Consider the following 17,316-nt stretch of genomic DNA (forward strand, 5'->3'; position numbering starts at 1 on the left):
CTACTGACCAACCAGCGCGAAGTCTGCGAAGTTGAAGCCGGGCACCACGACACAGCTCACCAGGGTGGGTTCATCGTCACGGGGACGGGCCCGCTGCCAGTGCCCCGGCGGAACCAGCGCCTGCGGCCGTTCGCCCGCCGCGACGTCCGCCCCCAGCAGCACGGTCTCCGCGGTCGCCTGCTCCGGCCCGACCTCCAGCAGCAGCGGGCTGCCGCGGTGGAACAGCCACAGTTCGGCGCTGTGCACGGTGTGCCAGGCGGACTGCTGCCCGGGCATCAGCAGGAACAGGATCGCGGTCCCGGCGCTGCGCGGGCCGGAATACTGCGCGGGCAGCGCGGATTGGGGGACGGTCAGGTCGCTGCGCCAGGTCTCGCGGTACCAGCCACCTTCCGGATGCGGCGACAGGTCGAGCTGCCGCGCCCAATCGGGCAGATCGGTCATGGCACTTGAGGCTACGGCTGATCAGCTGTGTCGGCCTGCCGGATGGTCGATACGCTCATGTCATGGAACGGTTGCGGCCCGCCTGGATCGTCGCGCTGTGCGCGTTGGTGCTGTTGGTCAGTGCCTGGTTGCCGTGGCTGCAGAGCCCGGCGGGGCATGCGAACGCCATCGGCGGCAAGGTCGGGCACATCACTGTTCCGCCACCGGGTTTCGGTGTCGGGCAGCTGATGGTGCTGCTGTCCTCATGCCTGCTCGTGGCGGCCACGATGGCGGCGCGTCACCTGTCCTCGCGCGCTGCTTCCGTTGTGGCCCTGGTGCTTTCGGCCGGACTGACGGCGCTGGGGGTCTGGTATCACGTGCTGTACGTGCACAGCCCGGTGGTCGCGTCGTACGGGCTGTACGTCGGTCTGGCGTCCGCCGTGCTGGCGATCGTGCTGTCGGTGTTGGCTTCCGTCGTCGCCTGGCGGTCGTGATGGGTTTCGTCGAACCCGTCGTGCTGACGGGGCAGCGGTGGGTGACGCTGGAACCGCTCACGACCGATCACATCCCCGAGATCGCCGAGGTGGCCGCCGATGGGGACCCGGGCCGGTTGTGGTTCACCTCCGCGCCCTCGCCGGCGACGGCAGGGGAGTGGGTGCGGGCCCGGCTGGCGGTGCAGCGCCCGGATACCGGGCTGACGTTCGTTGTGCGCGCGCTCGACGGCCGGCTCATCGGGTCGTCCAGCTACCTCAATGTGGACGGTCCGAACCGGCGCCTGGAGATCGGCGCCACCTGGTATGTCGAGTCTGTTCGGCGGACCGGGGTGAACACCGAAGCCAAGCTCCTGCTGCTCTGGCACGCTTTTGAAGCGCTCGACTGTATAGCAGTGGAGCTGCGAACTCACTTCTTCAACTCGGCGAGTCGCGCGGCGATTGAGCGGCTCGGAGCCAAGCTCGACGGGGTGTTGCGCTCGCACCAGTTGCTCAGTGACGGCTCCCGCCGTGACACCGTGGTGTATTCGATCCTCGATGTCGAATGGCCCGCAGTGCGCAACAACCTGCAATTCCGCCTGAACCGGTAACTTCCCCCGACCCCGTGATCAGCATCTCTTGAGCAAAACTTGACAGTTTGCCAAGCTATGTTTTTGAATTCGTGTCTAATCGTGACCGAATTGTGATTTGATCCAAGCATCGGTTCGTTCGCTTGATCGGGGGGACGGATGTACGCAATGAGCTTCAAGTCGTATGCGGGTGTCATGCTCGCGGCCGCGTTGATCGCCGGCGCGGGGGTCGCGGCTGCGCCCCCGAGCAACGCCGATTCGGCGTCGTATGTCGACCCCATGTCCTACGGTCAGCAGACCGGTCAGCCTGCCGGCCAGCAGTACGCCGGCCCCGCCCGGACCATGGGTGCGATCCAGGCCTCCAACTCCGGCTGGCCGGGTCAGTGCACCTGGGGTGCACTGCAGAAGGCCTTCGAGAATGTGGGCTATTACCCGGACATTCACGGCAACGCCCGGCTCTGGGCCGACTCCGCGCGCTCCCGTGGCTGGACGGTCGTGGATGAGCCGCAGGCCCGGTCCATCGCGGTATACCCGGCCGAACTGCCCGGAGTGAGCCAGTACGGCCACGTGGCGTGGGTGAACTCGGTGTCCGGCCGCTGGATCAACATCACCGAGATGAACAACGAGTCCCACGGCGGGCCGTTCGCCTGGTGGACGCGCGACACCCAGCACATCCCGGGGATGAGCTACATCCTCATTCCCTGAGCGCCGCTACGGCCGCGCTTCGAAGACGAGGTTGAACGGCGTCTCGGTGGCGCGCCGGAATCGCGTGAAGCCGCTCTTGTCGACGACGACGTCGCGCAGCCTGGCCTCGCCGGCCTGCGCGCCGAGCGCCGGTCCGTTGCGGGCGAGTGACACCGGCACGCAGATCTGCGATGAGGCGCCGTACATCATGCGGCCGATCGGATTCATGTTGTCCTGCACCTGATCCCCGGCGAACGGCTCGACGATCATCGCGATGCCGTCGTCGTTGAGCGCGGCCCGGGTGTGCCGCATGGCGCCGACCGGATCGCCCATGTCGTGCAGGCAGTCGAAGAACGCGATCAGGTCAAAACTGTTGTCCGCGTAGCTCGTTGCGTCGGCGACTTCGAAGCGCGCGTTCGGCACTCCGGCTTCCTCGGCGTGTTCGGCGGCGACGTGTATCGATTCGGGGTGGTAGTCGTAGCCGATGAAGGTCGAGTTCGGGTAGGTCTGCGCCATCAGGATGGTGCTGACGCCGTGGCCGCAGCCGACGTCGGCCACCTTGGCTCCGGACTCGAGGCGTTCGATTGCGCCGTCGAGCGCCGGGAGCCAGGAGCCGACGAGTTCGGCGTTGTAGCCGGCGCGGAAGAACCGCTCGGTGCCGGTGAACAGGCACGGATGGTGCTCACCCCATTCGAGGCCGCCGCCGGTTCTGAAGTTCTCGGTCGTGCGGTCGAGGACGTGGAACACCGCTTCGACGATGTTGTAGGCGCCCGGGATGTCGACCGGTCCGTTCGGGTCGGCGAGGCAGGCGGCTTGTTCCGGGGTCATCGACCAGGTGGCGCTGTCCGCATCGAATTGGACATAGCCGCCGGCGGCCTGGTTGGCGAGCCACTCGCGGACGTAGCGCTCCACCGTGCCGGTCTTCTCGGCCAGCTGCGTGGCCGTGAGCGGCCCGGCTGCCAGGGCCTTGTAGAGCCCGAGGCGGTCCCCGATCAGGACCAGGCCGGCACTGATCGCGGCTCCCATGTCGCCGATCGCCATGCCGAGAAATTCGTTGAGCTTGTCTTCATCCACAGTCATGTCTGGACCTCCAGAAATGTGGTTGCCAGATTGACTGTACGACTGCGGAAATTCCTGAACAATGCGTAGTTTTTCGACGGTTGAACGCGTGCTGCGGCAATTGGTGCGCGGGCGACGTGCGATTCGGATTCGGGGCATCTCCGACCGATCCGCGGCGCCGAATGTTATTGATCAAGGGTGTTCGTATCGGCCGGCGTCCAGGTTCGCCAGTGACTCACCAGATGTGGATCGTCGTCGGCATCCTGGCCGGTGCCATCGGTCTGTTCGTGTGGGGGCGTCCGCGCGCCGACATCGTCGGGGTGCTCGTCGTCGTCGCGTTGATGAGCACCGGAGTGCTGACCCCGGCCGAGGCGCTGGCCGGCTTCGGCTCGCCGGTGGTGATTCTGTTGGCCGGCATATTCATCGTCAGCGCGGGCCTGGTCAACACCGGGATCACGCAGCGGCTCGGTGAGTTCGTCGTCAAGGTCGGTGGCCGCAGCGAGGCTCGGCTCGTCGCGCTGATCATGGTCCTTTCGGCCGGTATCGGGTCGGTCATGAATTCGTCGGCGATCGTCTCGATGCTCATCCCCGTGGTGCTCACCGTCACGGCCGCAACAGGTTTGAACCGCAAACGCATGCTGATGCCGCTGTGTGTGGCCGTCATGATCAGCGGCATGATGACGTCGATCGCGTCGTCGCCGAACATCATCATCGAGGGCATCCTCGGTCAGCGCGGCATCACGCCGACGCTCGGCTTCTTCGGCTTCACCCCGTTCGGTGTCGTCACGCTCGCGGTGAGCGTCGTGTTCATGCTCGTGATCGGGCGTAACCTCTTGAGCCGCAACCGGACCGGTGCGGCCGATGCGCAGGAACCCTCCACCTTCGACGTCATCGCGTCGTACGGGCTGCGGCCCCGCTGGCACCTGCTGCACGTATCCGCGGATTCGCCACTGGTCGGGCAATCGGTTGCGGCGCAACGCCAACCGCTGCGCGACCGCTACGGCCTCGATCTTCTCGGTTTCGAGAAGCACTCCCACGGCCCGGCTCAGTACCTGTCGGCGCGGCCGGAAACCGTGTTCGAGGCCGGCGATCTGGTCTTCACGCTGGTCGATGAACAGCAGACCGCTGCGGTGGCGGCCGACCTGCGCTGTCAGGTGACGGGTCCGCGCGCCGAAGACGAGCGCCGCGAAGTGCTGCAGAACGTCGGGGTGGCCGAGGTGATGCTCGCGCCCGAGTCGAAGTCGATTGGCATGACGCTCGGCGACCTCGATCTGGCCGCCGCCCACAACGTGACCGTCCTGGCCGTCCGGCACCGCGGGCAGAACTTCACCGAGGACCTGTCGAGCCGCACCCTCGACTTCGGTGACGCGATGTTGGTGGGCGGCAACTGGGATGACATCGAGCGGCTCAGCGACACCCGTCGCAATTTCATCCTGTTGAACCTGCCCGCCGAGTATCAGCAGCGGTTGGTGGCGCCGGGCCGGGCGCGCGTCGCCGTGGTCATCCTCATCGCGATGGTCACGTGCATGGCGCTCGGCTGGCTGCCGAGTGCCGACGCGGCGCTGCTCGGGGCGCTGGCCATGGTCGGGGCGGGCTGTGTCCGCGTCGACAGCATCTACCGGTTGATCAGCTGGAGCACGCTGGTCCTGATCGCCGGGATGTTGCCGTTGGCCACGGCGCTGGCCAAGACCGGCACGACGACGCTGATCGCCGGGCACCTGGTCGACACGCTGGGCGACCTCGGTCCGACCGGCATGCTCGCGGTGGTGTTCCTGGTGACGGCGGTGGTCGCGCTGTTCATCTCGAACTCCGCGACCGCCGTGCTCATCGCGCCCGTGGCCATCGAAGCGGCGCAGGCATTGCACGTCTCGCCGCAGGGATTCGCGATGACGGTCGCGATTGCCTGCTCCGCCGCGTTCGTGACGCCGGTGTCGTCACCGACCAACATGCTGGTGATGGAGCCCGGCGGCTACCGGTTCTCGGACTACGCGAAAGTCGGCGTGCCGCTGCTGGCGCTGACGATGGTGATCACGGTGGCGATGGCGCGGCTGATCTACCTGCCGGGCTAGCGTCCTACGTCGAGCGTGGGGGCTGACGAGGCGACACGCCGACACGATTCGCGTAAAGCCACACGCTGGACGAAATGTCGGTGGGGATGTTGCGGAGGAAGTGAAGCGGTGAAATGGGCCCGGACTGGACATGGACGCATCTGTGGGAGACGACAATGTGCCCATCGACTCACCTGCTGAGTCGCGGCATCGAACTGCGGCCAATACGTTGTAGAAATGGATGCGGCATATCGAAGTTGAGAATTAGAAGCGGTTCGACGGGCGGCGTAACGGCACCGGCTACCTCGAGTGAGTCTCGAACGTGCCTGGACCGATGGGCCGATCATGTGCGTGCATCGGGCGGAGCCGCTGGCTGGTGAACCAGCTTCGGTGACGCCTGGATGGTCGAAACATCGTCCATGCCGAGAGCACGCCGGAGATCATGGCTAGTTATTTCGAGGATGTAGCTCGCGTCAACGATCGCCCGCGATAGCGAGATAGGCCTACCGTAGGTGGTCGAACATCGCGTCGATGTTGCTTTCCGTGTGCGCCAGCCTTTGTTGCGGTTCGACGGGCTCAGGGGCCTCCTCAGCTTCGTAGGCCTCATCGGTCAGGTCCAACTCAATGACTTGCTGAGAATTAGATACCGTGTGGGCGGCGTACATCTCTCGATGATAGTCCAGATCTGGTTCGAATGATCTATTGAAGTGTTCGTAGATATCGTGCTCAATACTTTGAAATTGCGACGAAAAGGACGCCAAGTCAAAGTACTGGGCGGCGACGTCACGTATCTCGCGCACATACGCATCGGCATCGGATTCTGTCTCTGCATTCGGTAGCACGTTGTCAAACTCAGTTTGCAACCATTGTGAAAAGCGATCGACGAGGATGGATTCATCGTCGCTTGTCCAGTTCACCTCAACCTCGTCGTCAAGCCAGGCTCGGTATTCGAATACGGCGTGCCATTCGTCCTGATAGCCAACAACATCGCACCATATTAGAAAGAGAATCTTGCAACTTTCGAGCTCGGCATCAGTTGTGGGTACGCGGCCCGACTCGCGAATGGCCTGCGTCAATTCCTCGCAGTTATATCCGTCGAGAGAATGGTAGGTCGAATAGGTCGAGAGTGAAAGAATTTGGTCTAGAACCCAGTCGCCTATATTCAGTTCGAGATGGGTGCTCGACCCCAATAAGGACTCAAGTATCGACGGCGCATCAGGCGGCGCGGTTCCTTGTATACCAAGATTTCTCTCCCAAGTATCAGAGATCGCGTGGGCTACCTGAGCTGCGTTTTCTCGCAATTTTGATTCGAGATGCGGATATTTCGGAGATTTGTCCCGGTCAATGGACTGCGCGTATCGCAGAAGCTGAGCGAGCTGATCTGGTCTTAGGACGGCCCGAGCGAGCAACATTACATAGTCGGCATGAGAATTTATGAATGAGAGCACGAAATCGCGACAGCTGGGGTTGGCGAACGAAGTATAGGTCTCATTGCGATTGCCGCGTCCAGCTATCCTAATCCAGCTGCCATCGAGTTGTTTGAGTGCTCGCTCAAGCTCTAGGGGAGTGGAAGAACTTGCAACGCTCGCTCGCACGGTACTCGTGGCAGCGCCCCCAGCGGGAAAAGTTACAAGGTGCATTAGCAGTGTTCGAGCTGTCTCACTCAACGCCTCGGTGAAGCTGGGTCCCCACAATTCCATTGGATGATCAAGAGCATGCATCATCCTTTTATGTAGTTCCTCCGCTGTGCCACCGTGGTTGGAGTGTTTAATCGTGAGATCGATCAGTCGAGGTGTGAAATTTTGATGGTCGATGATCGAAGTATAGAACCGTCGTGCTACAAACTCTCGAATTGTTTCACGCGATAAGCAGCTGAAATATAGATGGTTGTAAAGAATTCGTGCACGTATTTCTCTAGTGTATTCATCTACTTCGACGATGCATTCACGTGCGTGGAGTTGAGCGTGTGATACTGCTTCGTCACGAAGTTCGGCCTCCTGGAGCACGTGTGTACGTGTGGTAATCACGAGCTGCTTTCCGGGCCTTCGGCTGATCGCGTCGATGAGGCGTGCAACGGTTCTTCCGTTATCCCTACCAAGTCGCTCTTGAACGTCGGTTTGACCGAAAACATCGTCAAAGTAGAAAAATAGCTTTTCATCTTCAAAGTTGTCTAGAACATCCCAAGCTCTATCAATGGCGCTGGACTCTAGCTCGACGATCCTCCAGCCGTCTTGCCACTGTGCAAGCGCAAGCATGTCTGCCAGCATGGTTTTCCCAACGCCTGGAGCGCCGCTAACGACACAGACCTGTTTGTCCATGAGCATTTCTATAGCTCGTTGATAGCTGGATGTACTGACGTACAGGCGAACTCGATCTTGAATCTCTTCGAGCAGAGCCTTGCTTCGATTCCAAATACCTCTGTTGACGATTTCTCGGATGACTGCAGTGGATGCCATCCACAGTTTAAAGTGATTGGCTTCGACATGTGGATAATCTGCGAGCAATTCGTTCAAATCTAATTGGCTGTAAATATTTCGCGTATCGGTAAGGTGTGGCGACAGGATGTCGACTAGCGTTTCCTGCTGGGTTAGGCTTAATGTTTGTGACGTTACAAAGTAGTATTCATCAGGATTTTCTTGATTCATTTTTGCTTTTTCATTCACGGCCGCACTTTTGAGAGCGCTAAAAGACGACCCGCGGTAATGTTTGCATTGCACGATTGTTTTTTTGTCATTGTCTGACGATTTGAGGTCAATACCGCCGTCGGGGCCGTGCGCAAATGCCTGTAGTTGAATGCCCAGTCGCGCTTTGAGTAGGTCTCGAACAAGTATCTCGAAGTCCATTGGGGACAACGTATGGAAATCGTAAGTACTCATCGCAGCCCCTTTGCTGGCCTCTGCTGTCCCCACTGCGTGACAATTGCTTTCCTTGCTGTCAAGGTATATCAGCAAGTCAATGCTGTGGCTGCCGAGTGCTACGGGTCGAAGAGCGCCGCAGGCGGCGATCGAGATGATCGTGATCAGGCGCGATGGACTCGGGGGACGTGGCGACTCGTCGTGTGCAATAGGCCGACAGCCCGGCGGACGGTGTCGATATGACGCAGTGGCGCCTATGGATTCCGAACACGAATGGCTGAATTGCGCGCAGGTCGACGACTATCTCCGCCACGACGTTTGGATGGTCCGGGCAGTAAGGATCTGAGTTGTCTCGACGGAGGCCCCTATAGCGGTCGCGATGGCGAGCTGCGGCATGGGTCTAAGCGTGACCTCCTTACGGACTCTCAGCGGGCGCGTCATGTAAAGCGGCTTAGACCTTGAACAGAAAGCCGTGGGCGGTCTCGATTCCGGCCACACGCGGGCAGGGTCGCGAAATGAACGCTAGTGATCGCGATGAGTCCACCTTCATGGTGCTCCGCCGGGACGCGCACGTGCTCCGCATCACGCACGCCGAAATGATTCTCCGGCTGCTGCAACGCTTTTCGGCTGTACTGGCCAACGCGGTGGCAACCACCCCGCACGGGCCCTATGAACCTTCGACCCCCGAATGATCCGATTTGACGGGGAAGAAATACCGCGCAGCGCGCTTGTGGGTATCGCTTGATCAGCTGCAGATTGGACCGACTTTGGTCCGCCGCCATCGATCGGACCCGCCAGTAGCTTCACCAGGTGGCGATGCAACGTACGTCACCACCTGGCGGGGATATGACGCTGCGCCATAACGGGCACTACGCGGCCTTCACCAACCAGACGAGCGCACCGACCGCCAGGGCCAACGCGCCAGCGCCGATCGCGTCCAAGCCAGCTGCGCTTCCGGTGCGGGCGATGCCATAGGCGCACAGTGCGAGGTAGCCGAAGATGAACAGGGCGAGGATGATGACGGCGGCGATCTTCATGATCGGCCCCCTTCCAGGTTTGTCTGCGGGGGAGTTACCTCCGCCCGGGCGCGCCCGGATGTGTGTGGGCATCGCTACACATTCCGGCTGTGTGACTGAACTTTGACATGGGCGGGTGCAAACTCATCTGGTCGCCACGAATGCGAACCCCGATATTTGGTTCGCCCAGCCCCGACGCGTAGCTGCTATGCGACGAAGGCCCTGACAACCGAAAATCAGCTGTTGACCGACCGTCCTCGAGACGATCGCCGCGGCGCTCGTGCTAAGTACTCAGGAGCTGCTGCGCCGGTAATGGTCTGGGCCGTACGAGCATGGTCCCGAAAGCAGATCGATGAAGCTGCCACCCGTCGCTTGTCGCTCAGGCTGCAGGAGGCCCACGCCGACCAAATCGCCGTCTGTGCTCTCCAGAAGTGGCCACCTTAGCGTGGACGCTCGATATCGACCCCGATGCGCTGGAGGTCGACGAGCCGCCGCTGCCCCACCATCGCACGGGATTGTCAGAACTCCAAGGACTTCCGCCGGATCGTGGTCGGCGACCTTCACCGACATTAGACAAGCCCTGTAGTAGGCGATCGATAGTGCCGATCACGTGCTTGCTGAGCCGTGGACAAAGATCGGCGCGCGCGACCGATCACTTGAAACAGCATGGCCCACGATGTGGTGGGTTTGTTATGAGGCAGTCGATAGCAGGGGCAGCGAATCACGCACTACAACAAAGTGATCCAGATTGGATGGTCACTCTGAAGTGAACATGATCGGTACGCCGTGGGTCGGTATCCAGGCCTCGGACATTCCAATGGCCGGCGGCTCATTAGTTTCGGTCAATCGCCGATTTTCGTTGAGATACAGGATCGTTGAATCACGATCTGTGTACCTGTTGAACGCCACGATTGGGAACACTCTTCCGTCTTCGTACATGAGAGTGAGTCCGTGTGGTGCAGGAATGACGGCGGTCGGTACTTCATCTGTCATGGGAGTGAGCATGAATTCTTTTGCCCACCTTGTCGACTCACCTTGGCGTCTCCGCGGCGTGTCGGAAATCAAGGTTGCGGGCGTGTCTGTGAAGCAGTGTTCAGCTCGCATTGTTTGTCCGCTAACGACATGCCGACGGACACACGCGGTGATGCTGGGTTCTGGCCGATGTCGTCTGGCATGCTCCGCTAGCCGAAACTCGCCGACGCTGTCCATCTGATCACAACTCCATAGGCGCGCCACGCTCCCAGCGCGTCCACTTGCGTGCCCGACGGTCCCGCAGCCGCGGATCGATCAACCCCGATCACACCAACGCCCGGTACACCGCCGACTCCGACGGCATCGGCGAGACCTTGCGCTTAGCCAGCTCGAACACCAGCAGTCGCGGACCCCAGCACGGCCGGGAGCGCCGCAACTCCATCCCCGCTGCCTCGACCTGCACCGGCATCTGATGCGGACACGACACCGGTCGACGCGACCGATCCGCCAACCCCTCCAAGCCCTGGCCCTCATAGCGCGCCAACCAGGTGTGCAGGGTCTGCCGGGACACCCCGACCTTGCTGGCCACCTGACTTATCGATAACCCATCGCTGATCACCGCCAACACGGCCTGAAACCGCTGCCCGACCACGCTCAACTCCCTCATTCAGGGAGTGTCAAGGATCAACCGAAGCAGCTGTAAAGCAGCAGCCGAAACACTGTCAGGCATCACCCGACAAGAAATGTCAGCCATCAGCCGACGTAATACATCTGATCAGCGCCCCCGGCAGTGTGATGCTTCATGGCATCCGCATAGCGTGTCTCAAGACATCGGCATAGCCCGATCGGCCAGTTTCAGCTGGTGTCGAAGGCTCGTCTGGTCATCACCGCGGTCCTGCTCGAAGGCCGGTCCCAGTCCCAGGTCGCCCGCGACTACGGGGTCTCCCAAAGCCGGATCTCACGGCTGATCGCCCGCTACGCCCGCGAAGGTGAAGCCGCGTTCGAGCCACGCTCCCGCCGACCCCACCGCAGCCTGCCCCACCGCGCCACCCCCGCCGTCGTCTACACCAGCCGACCCAAAGCCCAACCCGGCCAATGCCTCGACACCCACGACCGCGTCCGCACCGACCGCGTCGACCAAGCAGGAGCGGTCACCCTGCGCGTCAACGGACGCCTGCACCACATCGGCATCGGCCGCCACCACTACCGAACCCGCGTCCTGATCCTGGCCCACGACCACCACATCACCGTCATCAACGCCGCCACCGGCCACGTCCTACGCGACTTCACCCTCGACCCCACCAGGGACTACCAACCCACCGGCGCACCCAAAGGCCCCAAAACGAAAAAATCCCGGACCCAAAGTAGGTCCGGGACTATTCGTATGTCCTGCGACATCACAAAGTGCCCCCGGCAGGATTCGAACCTGCGACACCGGCTTTAGGAGAGCCGTGCTCTATCCCCTGAGCTACGGGGGCCAGGGACCTATCGAGATAGGTGTCGAAAAACCCATAGGGACGCCTCATGGTAGTAGGAAGGCGGCCGCCGGCGGTATCTGGCCCCCGGCGGGTCGGTGTTCGTGATGGCGGTGGTGCCGGTGTGCCGTGCGGGGTACGTGCGGCGTGCCAGCGTGCAAACCCGCCCGCTCCGGGTTTTCGCCTTCCCGATCATCGCTCGCCGGCGCCACAGTCGAGAACCCTGAATTACCTTACTGCACAATCAGATTGACCTCGGCGCGGTCAACATTGTCGGCTACGGCGGTCAGGAACCGGCAGAACCGCTGGGGTCCGGGCCGTTGGGGGTCACGACAACTCTGACCATGCCAGCGCCGCTGTCGGAGGTGACCACCAGGACGGGCGCGTTGGCGGCCGACGCCACCTGGCCGCCGGTCACGGTCACCGAGTAGCCATTCGGATATGCGATGGCGGGCACCGAGATCATGGTTTGCGAGCCGGGGGCGAAGTTGCCCGAGCCGTCGGCCTTGGCGGTCGAGTAGCTGAAATCGAACGTGCTGTTGGCATTTGAGAACGCGATGGGGGTGCCGGAGATCGCTTGCGGGAACGGCGTGGTCAGGACCTGCAATGCGCTCGTGTTGACGTTGGAGCCTGTCGGCGGCAACTGCGGGTTGTAGACCAGCGACTCGCCGTCGGTGTTGCCGCTGGTGGTGATGTCCCCGTAGCCGGTGTACGCCCACACTGCCCAGCTCATCAGGTTCGCGTTGGCCGCGTTCATCTCGGCATAGAGGTCCGACTTTGCGTTGGAGGCGCCGAATTCATTCATGATCACCGGTATCTGGTGGGCCTTGGCGTAGGCCTGGGCGGTGTTGGCCTGTTGCGACGCCAGCCATCCGCAGAAGCTGGCGGTGGCCGATCCGGCGCAGTAGTCGTGGAACGCCAGGATGACGTTCGGGTTATCAATGGTGCCGAGTTGTAGCGGAAGGCCCAGGATGGCTCCGACCTCGGACACCGCCGGGTTGGCCGGCTCCACGAGCAATGCCGCGTTCGGATCGACCGACCGAATGGCGGAGGCCACCTGGCGATACATCGGGGTCAGTTCCTGGTACGCGAAGAACGGGCTGCCCAGCAGCGTCGGCAGCCATGAAGTACCGGGGAACGGTTCGTTCATGATGTCGAACCCGATCACCGCGTTGTTGCCCGCGAATGCTGCCGCGATGTATTGCCAGGTCGCGGCGTAATTGTCCTGCAGTCCAAGGCCATTGGATGCCTTGGAGTTGTTCCAGAAGTTGTCCCAGGCGGCGGTCTGGGCGGGACTCAGGTAGTAGCTGGCCGGGAAGCCGGCGTTCACGTTCGGCAATCCGCCCGTCTTGGTGGCCCACTCCGGCGCGCCTTCGCCGCCGAGTGAGGCGCTGTACAGGTCCTGATGCATGTCGATGATGGTGTAGATGCCATGGGCGGCAAGCATGTTCACGGTCTGCTGGATCGATGCGATGTAGGCGGCGTTGTACTCGCCGGGGGTGGGTTCGACGCCGGCCCAGATGACGCCCAACCGCACCACGTTGAATCCGTTGGCTGCCAGGAACTCCGCGTCGGCTTCGTCGAATCCGCTGGCGGACGGCTCGTATGGGGCCAGCTTGTACACCTCGTTCACGCCGTGCAACAGGACGACCTGACCGTCGCTGTTGGTCAGGTACATCCCATTGGCAGTGATGCTCAGTGTTGAACTGCCGGAGGGGGTCTGCACCAGCGACGACCCGGTGCCGTACTTGCCCACTGCGCCATGGTTGCCCAATAGTCCGGCTGTGCCCCCGGCCCCGCCGAGGGCCGGCAACTTGGTGGTGGTGCCACCGACGCCGCTGTTGCCCGCGTCGCCGCCGTTGCCTCCGATGCCCAGGATGAAAGCGCCGTTGCCGCCATTGCCACCGCGGCCGCCGTCGAGCCCGGCCCCGCCGTTGCCGCCCCTGCCGCCGATGCCGAAGAGCAAACCTGAGCCGCGCCCGCCCTGACCACCGGCACCACCGGTGCCACCGGGCAACGTGCCGCCCGCGCCGCCGTTGCCACCGATGCCCATCAGTTTTCCGCCGCTGCCGCCGATTCCACCGACCGCGCCCGCGCCGCCGTTGCCGCCGATTCCACCGTCGCCCAGCAGTCCGGCCGCACCGCCGTTGCCGCCGCCCACACCGGGCGTGGTGCTATCCCACCCGGCGCCGCCGTCGCCCAGCAGCCAGCCACCGGCAGTGCCGTTGGGTGCGGCCTCGGTCCCGCGGGTGCCGTTGCCGATCACATAGGTCCCGGCCAATCGGTTGATGGCGGCGTCGACCCCGGCGCCGAGTGGGCTGGTGATCCAGAGTTGGACGCCGGCGTGTAGCGGGTTGTAGACCAGGACCTGGAACCACCCGGCCGGGTTGGACGGCGGCTTGGGCACGACGGCCGCTGGTGTCGTCGTCGGCGCGACGGTTGCAGTCGGCGACGCGGCGGCAGTCGGCTGAGTCGTAGACGTCGCGCTGACCAGGGACGTGGTGTTGACGGCCGCCGCCGCGTTGGTCTTGGACCGCGAATGCATGGATTCGCGCCGGGCGGCGGCCAGCATGGCCAAATCGGCCGGCGGATCCGACGGGGCGGACGGCGAGTTGTCGGTCGACGAATTAAGTTTCGTGGTAACCGATTTCGTCGCTCCTGTCGATGCGGTGCCGCCTGACGCCGTGGCAACGGCCGACGGTGCGGACTTGGCTGGGGGCGATGCCGGCGAATCGTTGTTTGGCGGCGTGGAACCGCCACCGATCGCGCGCGGTTGGCCGTTGGGGGTTGTCGCCGAGGACGGCGAAGACGTTGATTCGGGTTTGGCGGAGTGATCATCGGCCGCCTTTTCGCCGGCGGTGGGCACGCGCCTACCGCCGCCGGGTTTACCGCGTGTGGCGGCACCCGAATCCTTCGCCTTGCCCGGGCCGGCCGCCGCGGCTTTCGACGGAGACGCTGAACCACCGGTCTTGTCGGTGGAGCTGTGACTTCCGGCGGTATCTCCGGGGCTGCCCTCGTTGGCCCATGCGGTCCCGGCTCCGGAGGTGATTGCGGCGCCGATACCCAGGGCGACGGCCAAACCTCCAACCCGTCCGATGTACGCGGATGCTTTGGTGGCTTCGATGTGTTTGGCCATATCTGATGCCCCTCGCCCCATTTATTTCGTTGCAGCACAGCGCTTCTCTTCGCCCTGGCGTCAACTGCGGTACATGGCCGTTGCTGCTATATACCATTTGGTAGGCAAGCTAGCACGTGGTTTGCCCGCTAGTCGACGGTTTGGTTTGACTGGCCGGATTTCGCGGGCGTGGGCCTACGGTGCGTCGGCGTTGTCCGAAGGGCCGCCGAACAACCGATCGGCGAACGAGGCCCAATGCCGTTGGAAGTCGATTGTCGGGTCCCGCAACCAGTTCAGTTGCAGGCCGTCGAGGAAGCCCATCAATTCGACGGCGGCGTCCTCAGGGTCGGTATGCCAGGCGAACAACTGCTCCGTGAGCAGAGTCCGGACCCGGTCTTGCCGTCGGCAATAGTATTCGTGCGCCGGGTGGGCGGGATCGAGGGCTTCTGCCGACAGCACCGTGAAGAGGCGGATGAGCTCTTGCTGATCCATATTGCGGCTCACCACCTGGTCCATCACCTTGCGCGCACCGGCCGCATCGGTCGCAGGCATGTCCGGGATTTCGCCGGCCGCCTGATCGAGCTCATCACGGCGTTCCAGCACCGCGATCAGGAGCTGTTCCTTCGACGAAAAATAGTGCAGTAGACCGGCTTTGGTCACTCCGGCCGCAGTGGCGAAATCCTCGAGCGCCACGCCGTCATACCCGGAGACCGCGATGAGGCTCAGGGCCGCAGCGAGGATCTGTTCCCGGCGCTCCTCCGGACGCATCCGGCGGTATGCGGGATCAGCCATGAAACTCCTCCTGACGGTCGCCACCCAGTGTGCCGGACGCCGGGCGACGGCGGTCTGTCCGATCAGGTGGTGATGACGACCTTCCCCAGGTGCGCGCCGCCGTCCCGGATGAGCTTGTAGGCGTCGGGGGCGCTGTCGAACGGCACACGGGCGCCGATGACGCGGTTGAATGCCGTTGCTGTGGGCGAGGCGTATGCGGTGTTGCGATGCAGTCGTTGTTCGCAGGAGCTGACAGCGCGCGACGTCGAGCCGCTGCCCGGCCCTGGACTTTCCCCGGCCGGCGTCGGTCAGTCTTCACCTCAGGGTTGACTTGCCGCGGCGTGAAACCGCCGAGTGGGTGTGCGAGGTTGTCGCGAGGGACGCACCTGCAGGTATATCAATTTGGTTGACATGTAGGCCGCGGCGACAGCAGGATGGAGCCATGAGCACTCCCGGGGATGAGACGGATTTCCACAACGACGTGATCAGGCAGATTCGCGAAAACGGCGCGGTCGATGGCTGGTTCGCCCAGTTCGACATGCTGATCCTGCACACCGTCGGCGCGAAGTCCGGCGAACCCCGGCAGAATCCGATGGCGTACCAGAAGTCTGACGGCGACGAGATCTACGTCTTCGCGTCCAACAACGGCAAGGACACGAGTTCCGCCTGGTATCACAATGCGCTGGCTCATCCCGAGCAGGTCGCGGTCGAAATCGGGCCCGCCAAGTTTGGGGTCCGCGTGCGTGAGTTGCATGGCGCCGAGCGGGACCGTGTGTACGCGACGCAGGCCGGCCGTTTCGAGAATTTCGCCGAATACGAGCGGAAAACCACGCGGAAGATTCCGGTTCTCGGACTCACCCCCATCGAGCGGTAACGCAACGCGCCCCCGGCGCGTGGTTACTGGGCTTGAAGTGCAGCAATTCGGCAATATTTACGTGATTGCAGAATCATTCTCTTGATTCGCCAATTGCATGCCCACGACCGGGTAAATGTCAAATCGCAGCAATCGTGGTAATGACGTTCTCTGGTTGTCTACACTTCCGTCCAAATGTGTGAATTTGACATGAACGCGTGCGATCCCGTCGATGTGGCGCACCAGTTGGACGCGACGGGCGTTGCTCGGGTAGCAAACGCAGTGCAATGGGATTGGGTGCTTGAATCCCGGGCGGAAATCGATCGCTGGTTGGCCGAGTACGGCGAGAAAGACCATTTCGTCCTATCGCCACAGGACGGGCACCTGGAATCGATTCACGCGTTCATGGCCAGCGACTCGGTTCGCGCATTTCTCGACAATGTCGTCCGCCAGCGGTTCCCGGACCGTGCCCATGAAATGGACGGTACGGCGGTGCGCATCGTTGCCGGGCCCCATGCCGACGGCGATGCCTGGTGGTTCCACTATGACGCCAGCGTCGTGACGATGGTGGTCCCGTTGTTCCTCCCCGAAGCGGAACCGGGTCGGTCGGGAGAGTTGGTGGGCTACTTCAACAAGCGGCCGTTCCGCCGTTCGGTGATGGTCAACATCTTTGAGAAGATCGTCCATCAGAGCGCCACGTTCCGGCAGCGGATCCTGGACAGCCTCGGCCGTAGCCACGGCCCGACCGTCGTCGACATGAATGTCGGTGACGTGTACCTGTTTTGGGGCTACCGGAGCCTGCATGCCAACATGCCGATCGCTTCCGGCCAGCGGCGCGTGACACTGCTCATTCACTATGGCCAGCCGCACGCGCCCAGCGGCGCGCTGGCCGCGGCCAAGCGCCTGCACTGGGCGTTGCGTGGCCGCACCGACGCCGCGGACCAGCCGGCCACTGCAAGGGCGTACTGACGGGCGTGGTCCGAGGCGG

16 protein-coding genes, 1 tRNA gene and 1 pseudogene are annotated in these 17,316 nt (G+C 62.8%); 9 read left to right on the forward strand and 9 right to left on the reverse strand.

The genetic code is table 11. The features are described from left to right. Complete coding sequence (locus H289_RS0101300) at window positions 1–441, reverse strand: cupin domain-containing protein (protein ID WP_020098946.1); 441 nt, start codon at window positions 439–441, stop codon at window positions 1–3. Between the two features lie 62 nt (window positions 442–503). Here H289_RS0101300 and H289_RS0101305 point away from each other — a divergent pair, with 62 nt between their 5' ends. The 3 genes from H289_RS0101305 to H289_RS29425 all read left to right on the forward strand — a co-directional run bounded on the left by H289_RS0101305 (window position 504) and on the right by H289_RS29425 (window position 2,185). Then, on the forward strand, window positions 504–914 hold the full coding sequence (locus H289_RS0101305) for a hypothetical protein (RefSeq protein ID WP_020098947.1): 411 nt from the start codon (window positions 504–506) through the stop codon (window positions 912–914). Continuing rightward, window positions 911–1,501, forward strand: coding sequence for a GNAT family N-acetyltransferase (locus H289_RS0101310; RefSeq protein WP_029104658.1), 591 nt, complete (start codon window positions 911–913; stop codon window positions 1,499–1,501). The genes H289_RS0101305 and H289_RS0101310 overlap by 4 nt, the downstream gene beginning before the upstream one ends. A gap of 147 nt (window positions 1,502–1,648) precedes the next feature. After that, window positions 1,649–2,185 carry a CHAP domain-containing protein gene (locus H289_RS29425; RefSeq protein WP_020098949.1) on the forward strand — a complete coding sequence of 179 codons (537 nt, stop codon included), beginning with the start codon at window positions 1,649–1,651 and terminating at the stop codon, window positions 2,183–2,185. A gap of 6 nt (window positions 2,186–2,191) precedes the next feature. Here H289_RS29425 and H289_RS0101320 read toward each other — a convergent pair whose 3' ends face one another. Then, window positions 2,192–3,244 (reverse strand): class I SAM-dependent methyltransferase, encoded by a 1,053-nt coding sequence (locus H289_RS0101320; protein WP_020098950.1) that lies wholly within the window; start codon window positions 3,242–3,244, stop codon window positions 2,192–2,194. Between the two features lie 209 nt (window positions 3,245–3,453). Between H289_RS0101320 and H289_RS0101325 the strand changes: the two genes are divergently transcribed. Next, the gene (locus H289_RS0101325) at window positions 3,454–5,292 is read left to right on the forward strand and encodes an SLC13 family permease (protein WP_029104659.1); all 1,839 of its coding nucleotides are present in this window, start codon (window positions 3,454–3,456) and stop codon (window positions 5,290–5,292) included. Between the two features lie 482 nt (window positions 5,293–5,774). Here the strand turns inward: H289_RS0101325 and H289_RS32165 are convergent, their stop codons facing one another. Further along, window positions 5,775–8,147 carry an nSTAND3 domain-containing NTPase gene (locus H289_RS32165; protein ID WP_155943981.1) on the reverse strand — a complete coding sequence of 791 codons (2,373 nt, stop codon included), beginning with the start codon at window positions 8,145–8,147 and terminating at the stop codon, window positions 5,775–5,777. A gap of 494 nt (window positions 8,148–8,641) precedes the next feature. On the opposite strand from H289_RS32165, the gene H289_RS32720 reads away from it, so the two are divergent. Continuing rightward, on the forward strand, window positions 8,642–8,818 hold the full coding sequence (locus H289_RS32720; protein ID WP_020098953.1) for a hypothetical protein: 177 nt from the start codon (window positions 8,642–8,644) through the stop codon (window positions 8,816–8,818). A gap of 177 nt (window positions 8,819–8,995) precedes the next feature. Here H289_RS32720 and H289_RS33280 read toward each other — a convergent pair whose 3' ends face one another. The 3 genes and pseudogenes from H289_RS33280 to H289_RS29430 all read right to left on the reverse strand — a co-directional run. Continuing rightward, window positions 8,996–9,163 carry a hypothetical protein gene (locus tag H289_RS33280; protein ID WP_020098954.1) on the reverse strand — a complete coding sequence of 56 codons (168 nt, stop codon included), beginning with the start codon at window positions 9,161–9,163 and terminating at the stop codon, window positions 8,996–8,998. 735 nt (window positions 9,164–9,898) lie between these two features. After that, complete coding sequence (locus H289_RS32725; RefSeq protein WP_155943982.1) at window positions 9,899–10,135, reverse strand: hypothetical protein; 237 nt, start codon at window positions 10,133–10,135, stop codon at window positions 9,899–9,901. 183 nt (window positions 10,136–10,318) lie between these two features. Then, window positions 10,319–10,781: pseudogene (locus tag H289_RS29430) on the reverse strand (helix-turn-helix domain-containing protein); the annotation flags it as partial. A 195-nt stretch (window positions 10,782–10,976) separates the two neighbouring features. On the opposite strand from H289_RS29430, the gene H289_RS33540 reads away from it, so the two are divergent. Further along, the gene (locus H289_RS33540; RefSeq protein ID WP_231387948.1) at window positions 10,977–11,558 is read left to right on the forward strand and encodes a helix-turn-helix domain-containing protein; all 582 of its coding nucleotides are present in this window, start codon (window positions 10,977–10,979) and stop codon (window positions 11,556–11,558) included. Here the strand turns inward: H289_RS33540 and H289_RS0101355 are convergent. Both H289_RS0101355 and H289_RS33840 read right to left on the reverse strand, forming a co-directional pair. Then, window positions 11,520–11,592, reverse strand: a tRNA-Arg gene (locus H289_RS0101355). The two genes, H289_RS33540 and H289_RS0101355, sit on opposite strands and share 39 nt — an antisense overlap. 283 nt (window positions 11,593–11,875) lie before the next feature. Continuing rightward, complete coding sequence (locus tag H289_RS33840; protein ID WP_155943984.1) at window positions 11,876–14,161, reverse strand: cellulase family glycosylhydrolase; 2,286 nt, start codon at window positions 14,159–14,161, stop codon at window positions 11,876–11,878. Between H289_RS33840 and H289_RS0101365 the strand changes: the two genes are divergently transcribed. Further along, window positions 14,160–14,423 (forward strand): hypothetical protein, encoded by a 264-nt coding sequence (locus H289_RS0101365; RefSeq protein WP_155943985.1) that lies wholly within the window; start codon window positions 14,160–14,162, stop codon window positions 14,421–14,423. The two genes, H289_RS33840 and H289_RS0101365, sit on opposite strands and share 2 nt — an antisense overlap. Window positions 14,424–14,899: 476 nt before the next feature. Here H289_RS0101365 and H289_RS0101370 read toward each other — a convergent pair whose 3' ends face one another. Then, on the reverse strand, window positions 14,900–15,496 hold the full coding sequence (locus H289_RS0101370; protein ID WP_029104662.1) for a TetR/AcrR family transcriptional regulator: 597 nt from the start codon (window positions 15,494–15,496) through the stop codon (window positions 14,900–14,902). Between the two features lie 421 nt (window positions 15,497–15,917). On the opposite strand from H289_RS0101370, the gene H289_RS0101380 reads away from it, so the two are divergent. Beyond that, window positions 15,918–16,349 (forward strand): nitroreductase family deazaflavin-dependent oxidoreductase, encoded by a 432-nt coding sequence (locus H289_RS0101380; protein ID WP_020098959.1) that lies wholly within the window; start codon window positions 15,918–15,920, stop codon window positions 16,347–16,349. Between the two features lie 189 nt (window positions 16,350–16,538). Beyond that, on the forward strand, window positions 16,539–17,297 hold the full coding sequence (locus tag H289_RS31675) for a hypothetical protein (RefSeq protein WP_020098960.1): 759 nt from the start codon (window positions 16,539–16,541) through the stop codon (window positions 17,295–17,297). Window positions 17,298–17,316: the final 19 nt, after the last annotated feature.

Origin of the sequence: Mycobacterium sp. 360MFTsu5.1, assembly GCF_000383495.1 — a bacterium.
GTDB lineage: Bacteria > Actinomycetota > Actinomycetes > Mycobacteriales > Mycobacteriaceae > Mycobacterium > Mycobacterium mucogenicum_B.

Bases quoted from the DNA above. Each gene is read 5' to 3' on its own strand.
- H289_RS0101300 (WP_020098946.1), bottom strand. From the start codon at position 441: ATGACCGATCTGCCCGATTGGGCGCGGCAGCTCGACCTGTCGCCGCAT.
- H289_RS0101305 (WP_020098947.1), top strand. From the start codon at position 504: ATGGAACGGTTGCGGCCCGCCTGGATCGTCGCGCTGTGCGCGTTGGTG.
- H289_RS29425 (WP_020098949.1), top strand. From the start codon at position 1,649: ATGAGCTTCAAGTCGTATGCGGGTGTCATGCTCGCGGCCGCGTTGATC.
- H289_RS0101320 (WP_020098950.1), bottom strand. From the start codon at position 3,244: ATGACTGTGGATGAAGACAAGCTCAACGAATTTCTCGGCATGGCGATC.
- H289_RS32165 (WP_155943981.1), bottom strand. From the start codon at position 8,147: ATGAGTACTTACGATTTCCATACGTTGTCCCCAATGGACTTCGAGATA.
- H289_RS32720 (WP_020098953.1), top strand. From the start codon at position 8,642: ATGAACGCTAGTGATCGCGATGAGTCCACCTTCATGGTGCTCCGCCGG.
- H289_RS33280 (WP_020098954.1), bottom strand. From the start codon at position 9,163: ATGAAGATCGCCGCCGTCATCATCCTCGCCCTGTTCATCTTCGGCTAC.
- H289_RS32725 (WP_155943982.1), bottom strand. From the start codon at position 10,135: ATGACAGATGAAGTACCGACCGCCGTCATTCCTGCACCACACGGACTC.
- H289_RS0101365 (WP_155943985.1), top strand. From the start codon at position 14,160: ATGGCCAAATCGGCCGGCGGATCCGACGGGGCGGACGGCGAGTTGTCG.
- H289_RS33840 (WP_155943984.1), bottom strand. From the start codon at position 14,161: ATGCTGGCCGCCGCCCGGCGCGAATCCATGCATTCGCGGTCCAAGACC.
- H289_RS0101370 (WP_029104662.1), bottom strand. From the start codon at position 15,496: ATGGCTGATCCCGCATACCGCCGGATGCGTCCGGAGGAGCGCCGGGAA.
- H289_RS0101380 (WP_020098959.1), top strand. From the start codon at position 15,918: ATGAGCACTCCCGGGGATGAGACGGATTTCCACAACGACGTGATCAGG.
- H289_RS31675 (WP_020098960.1), top strand. From the start codon at position 16,539: ATGAACGCGTGCGATCCCGTCGATGTGGCGCACCAGTTGGACGCGACG.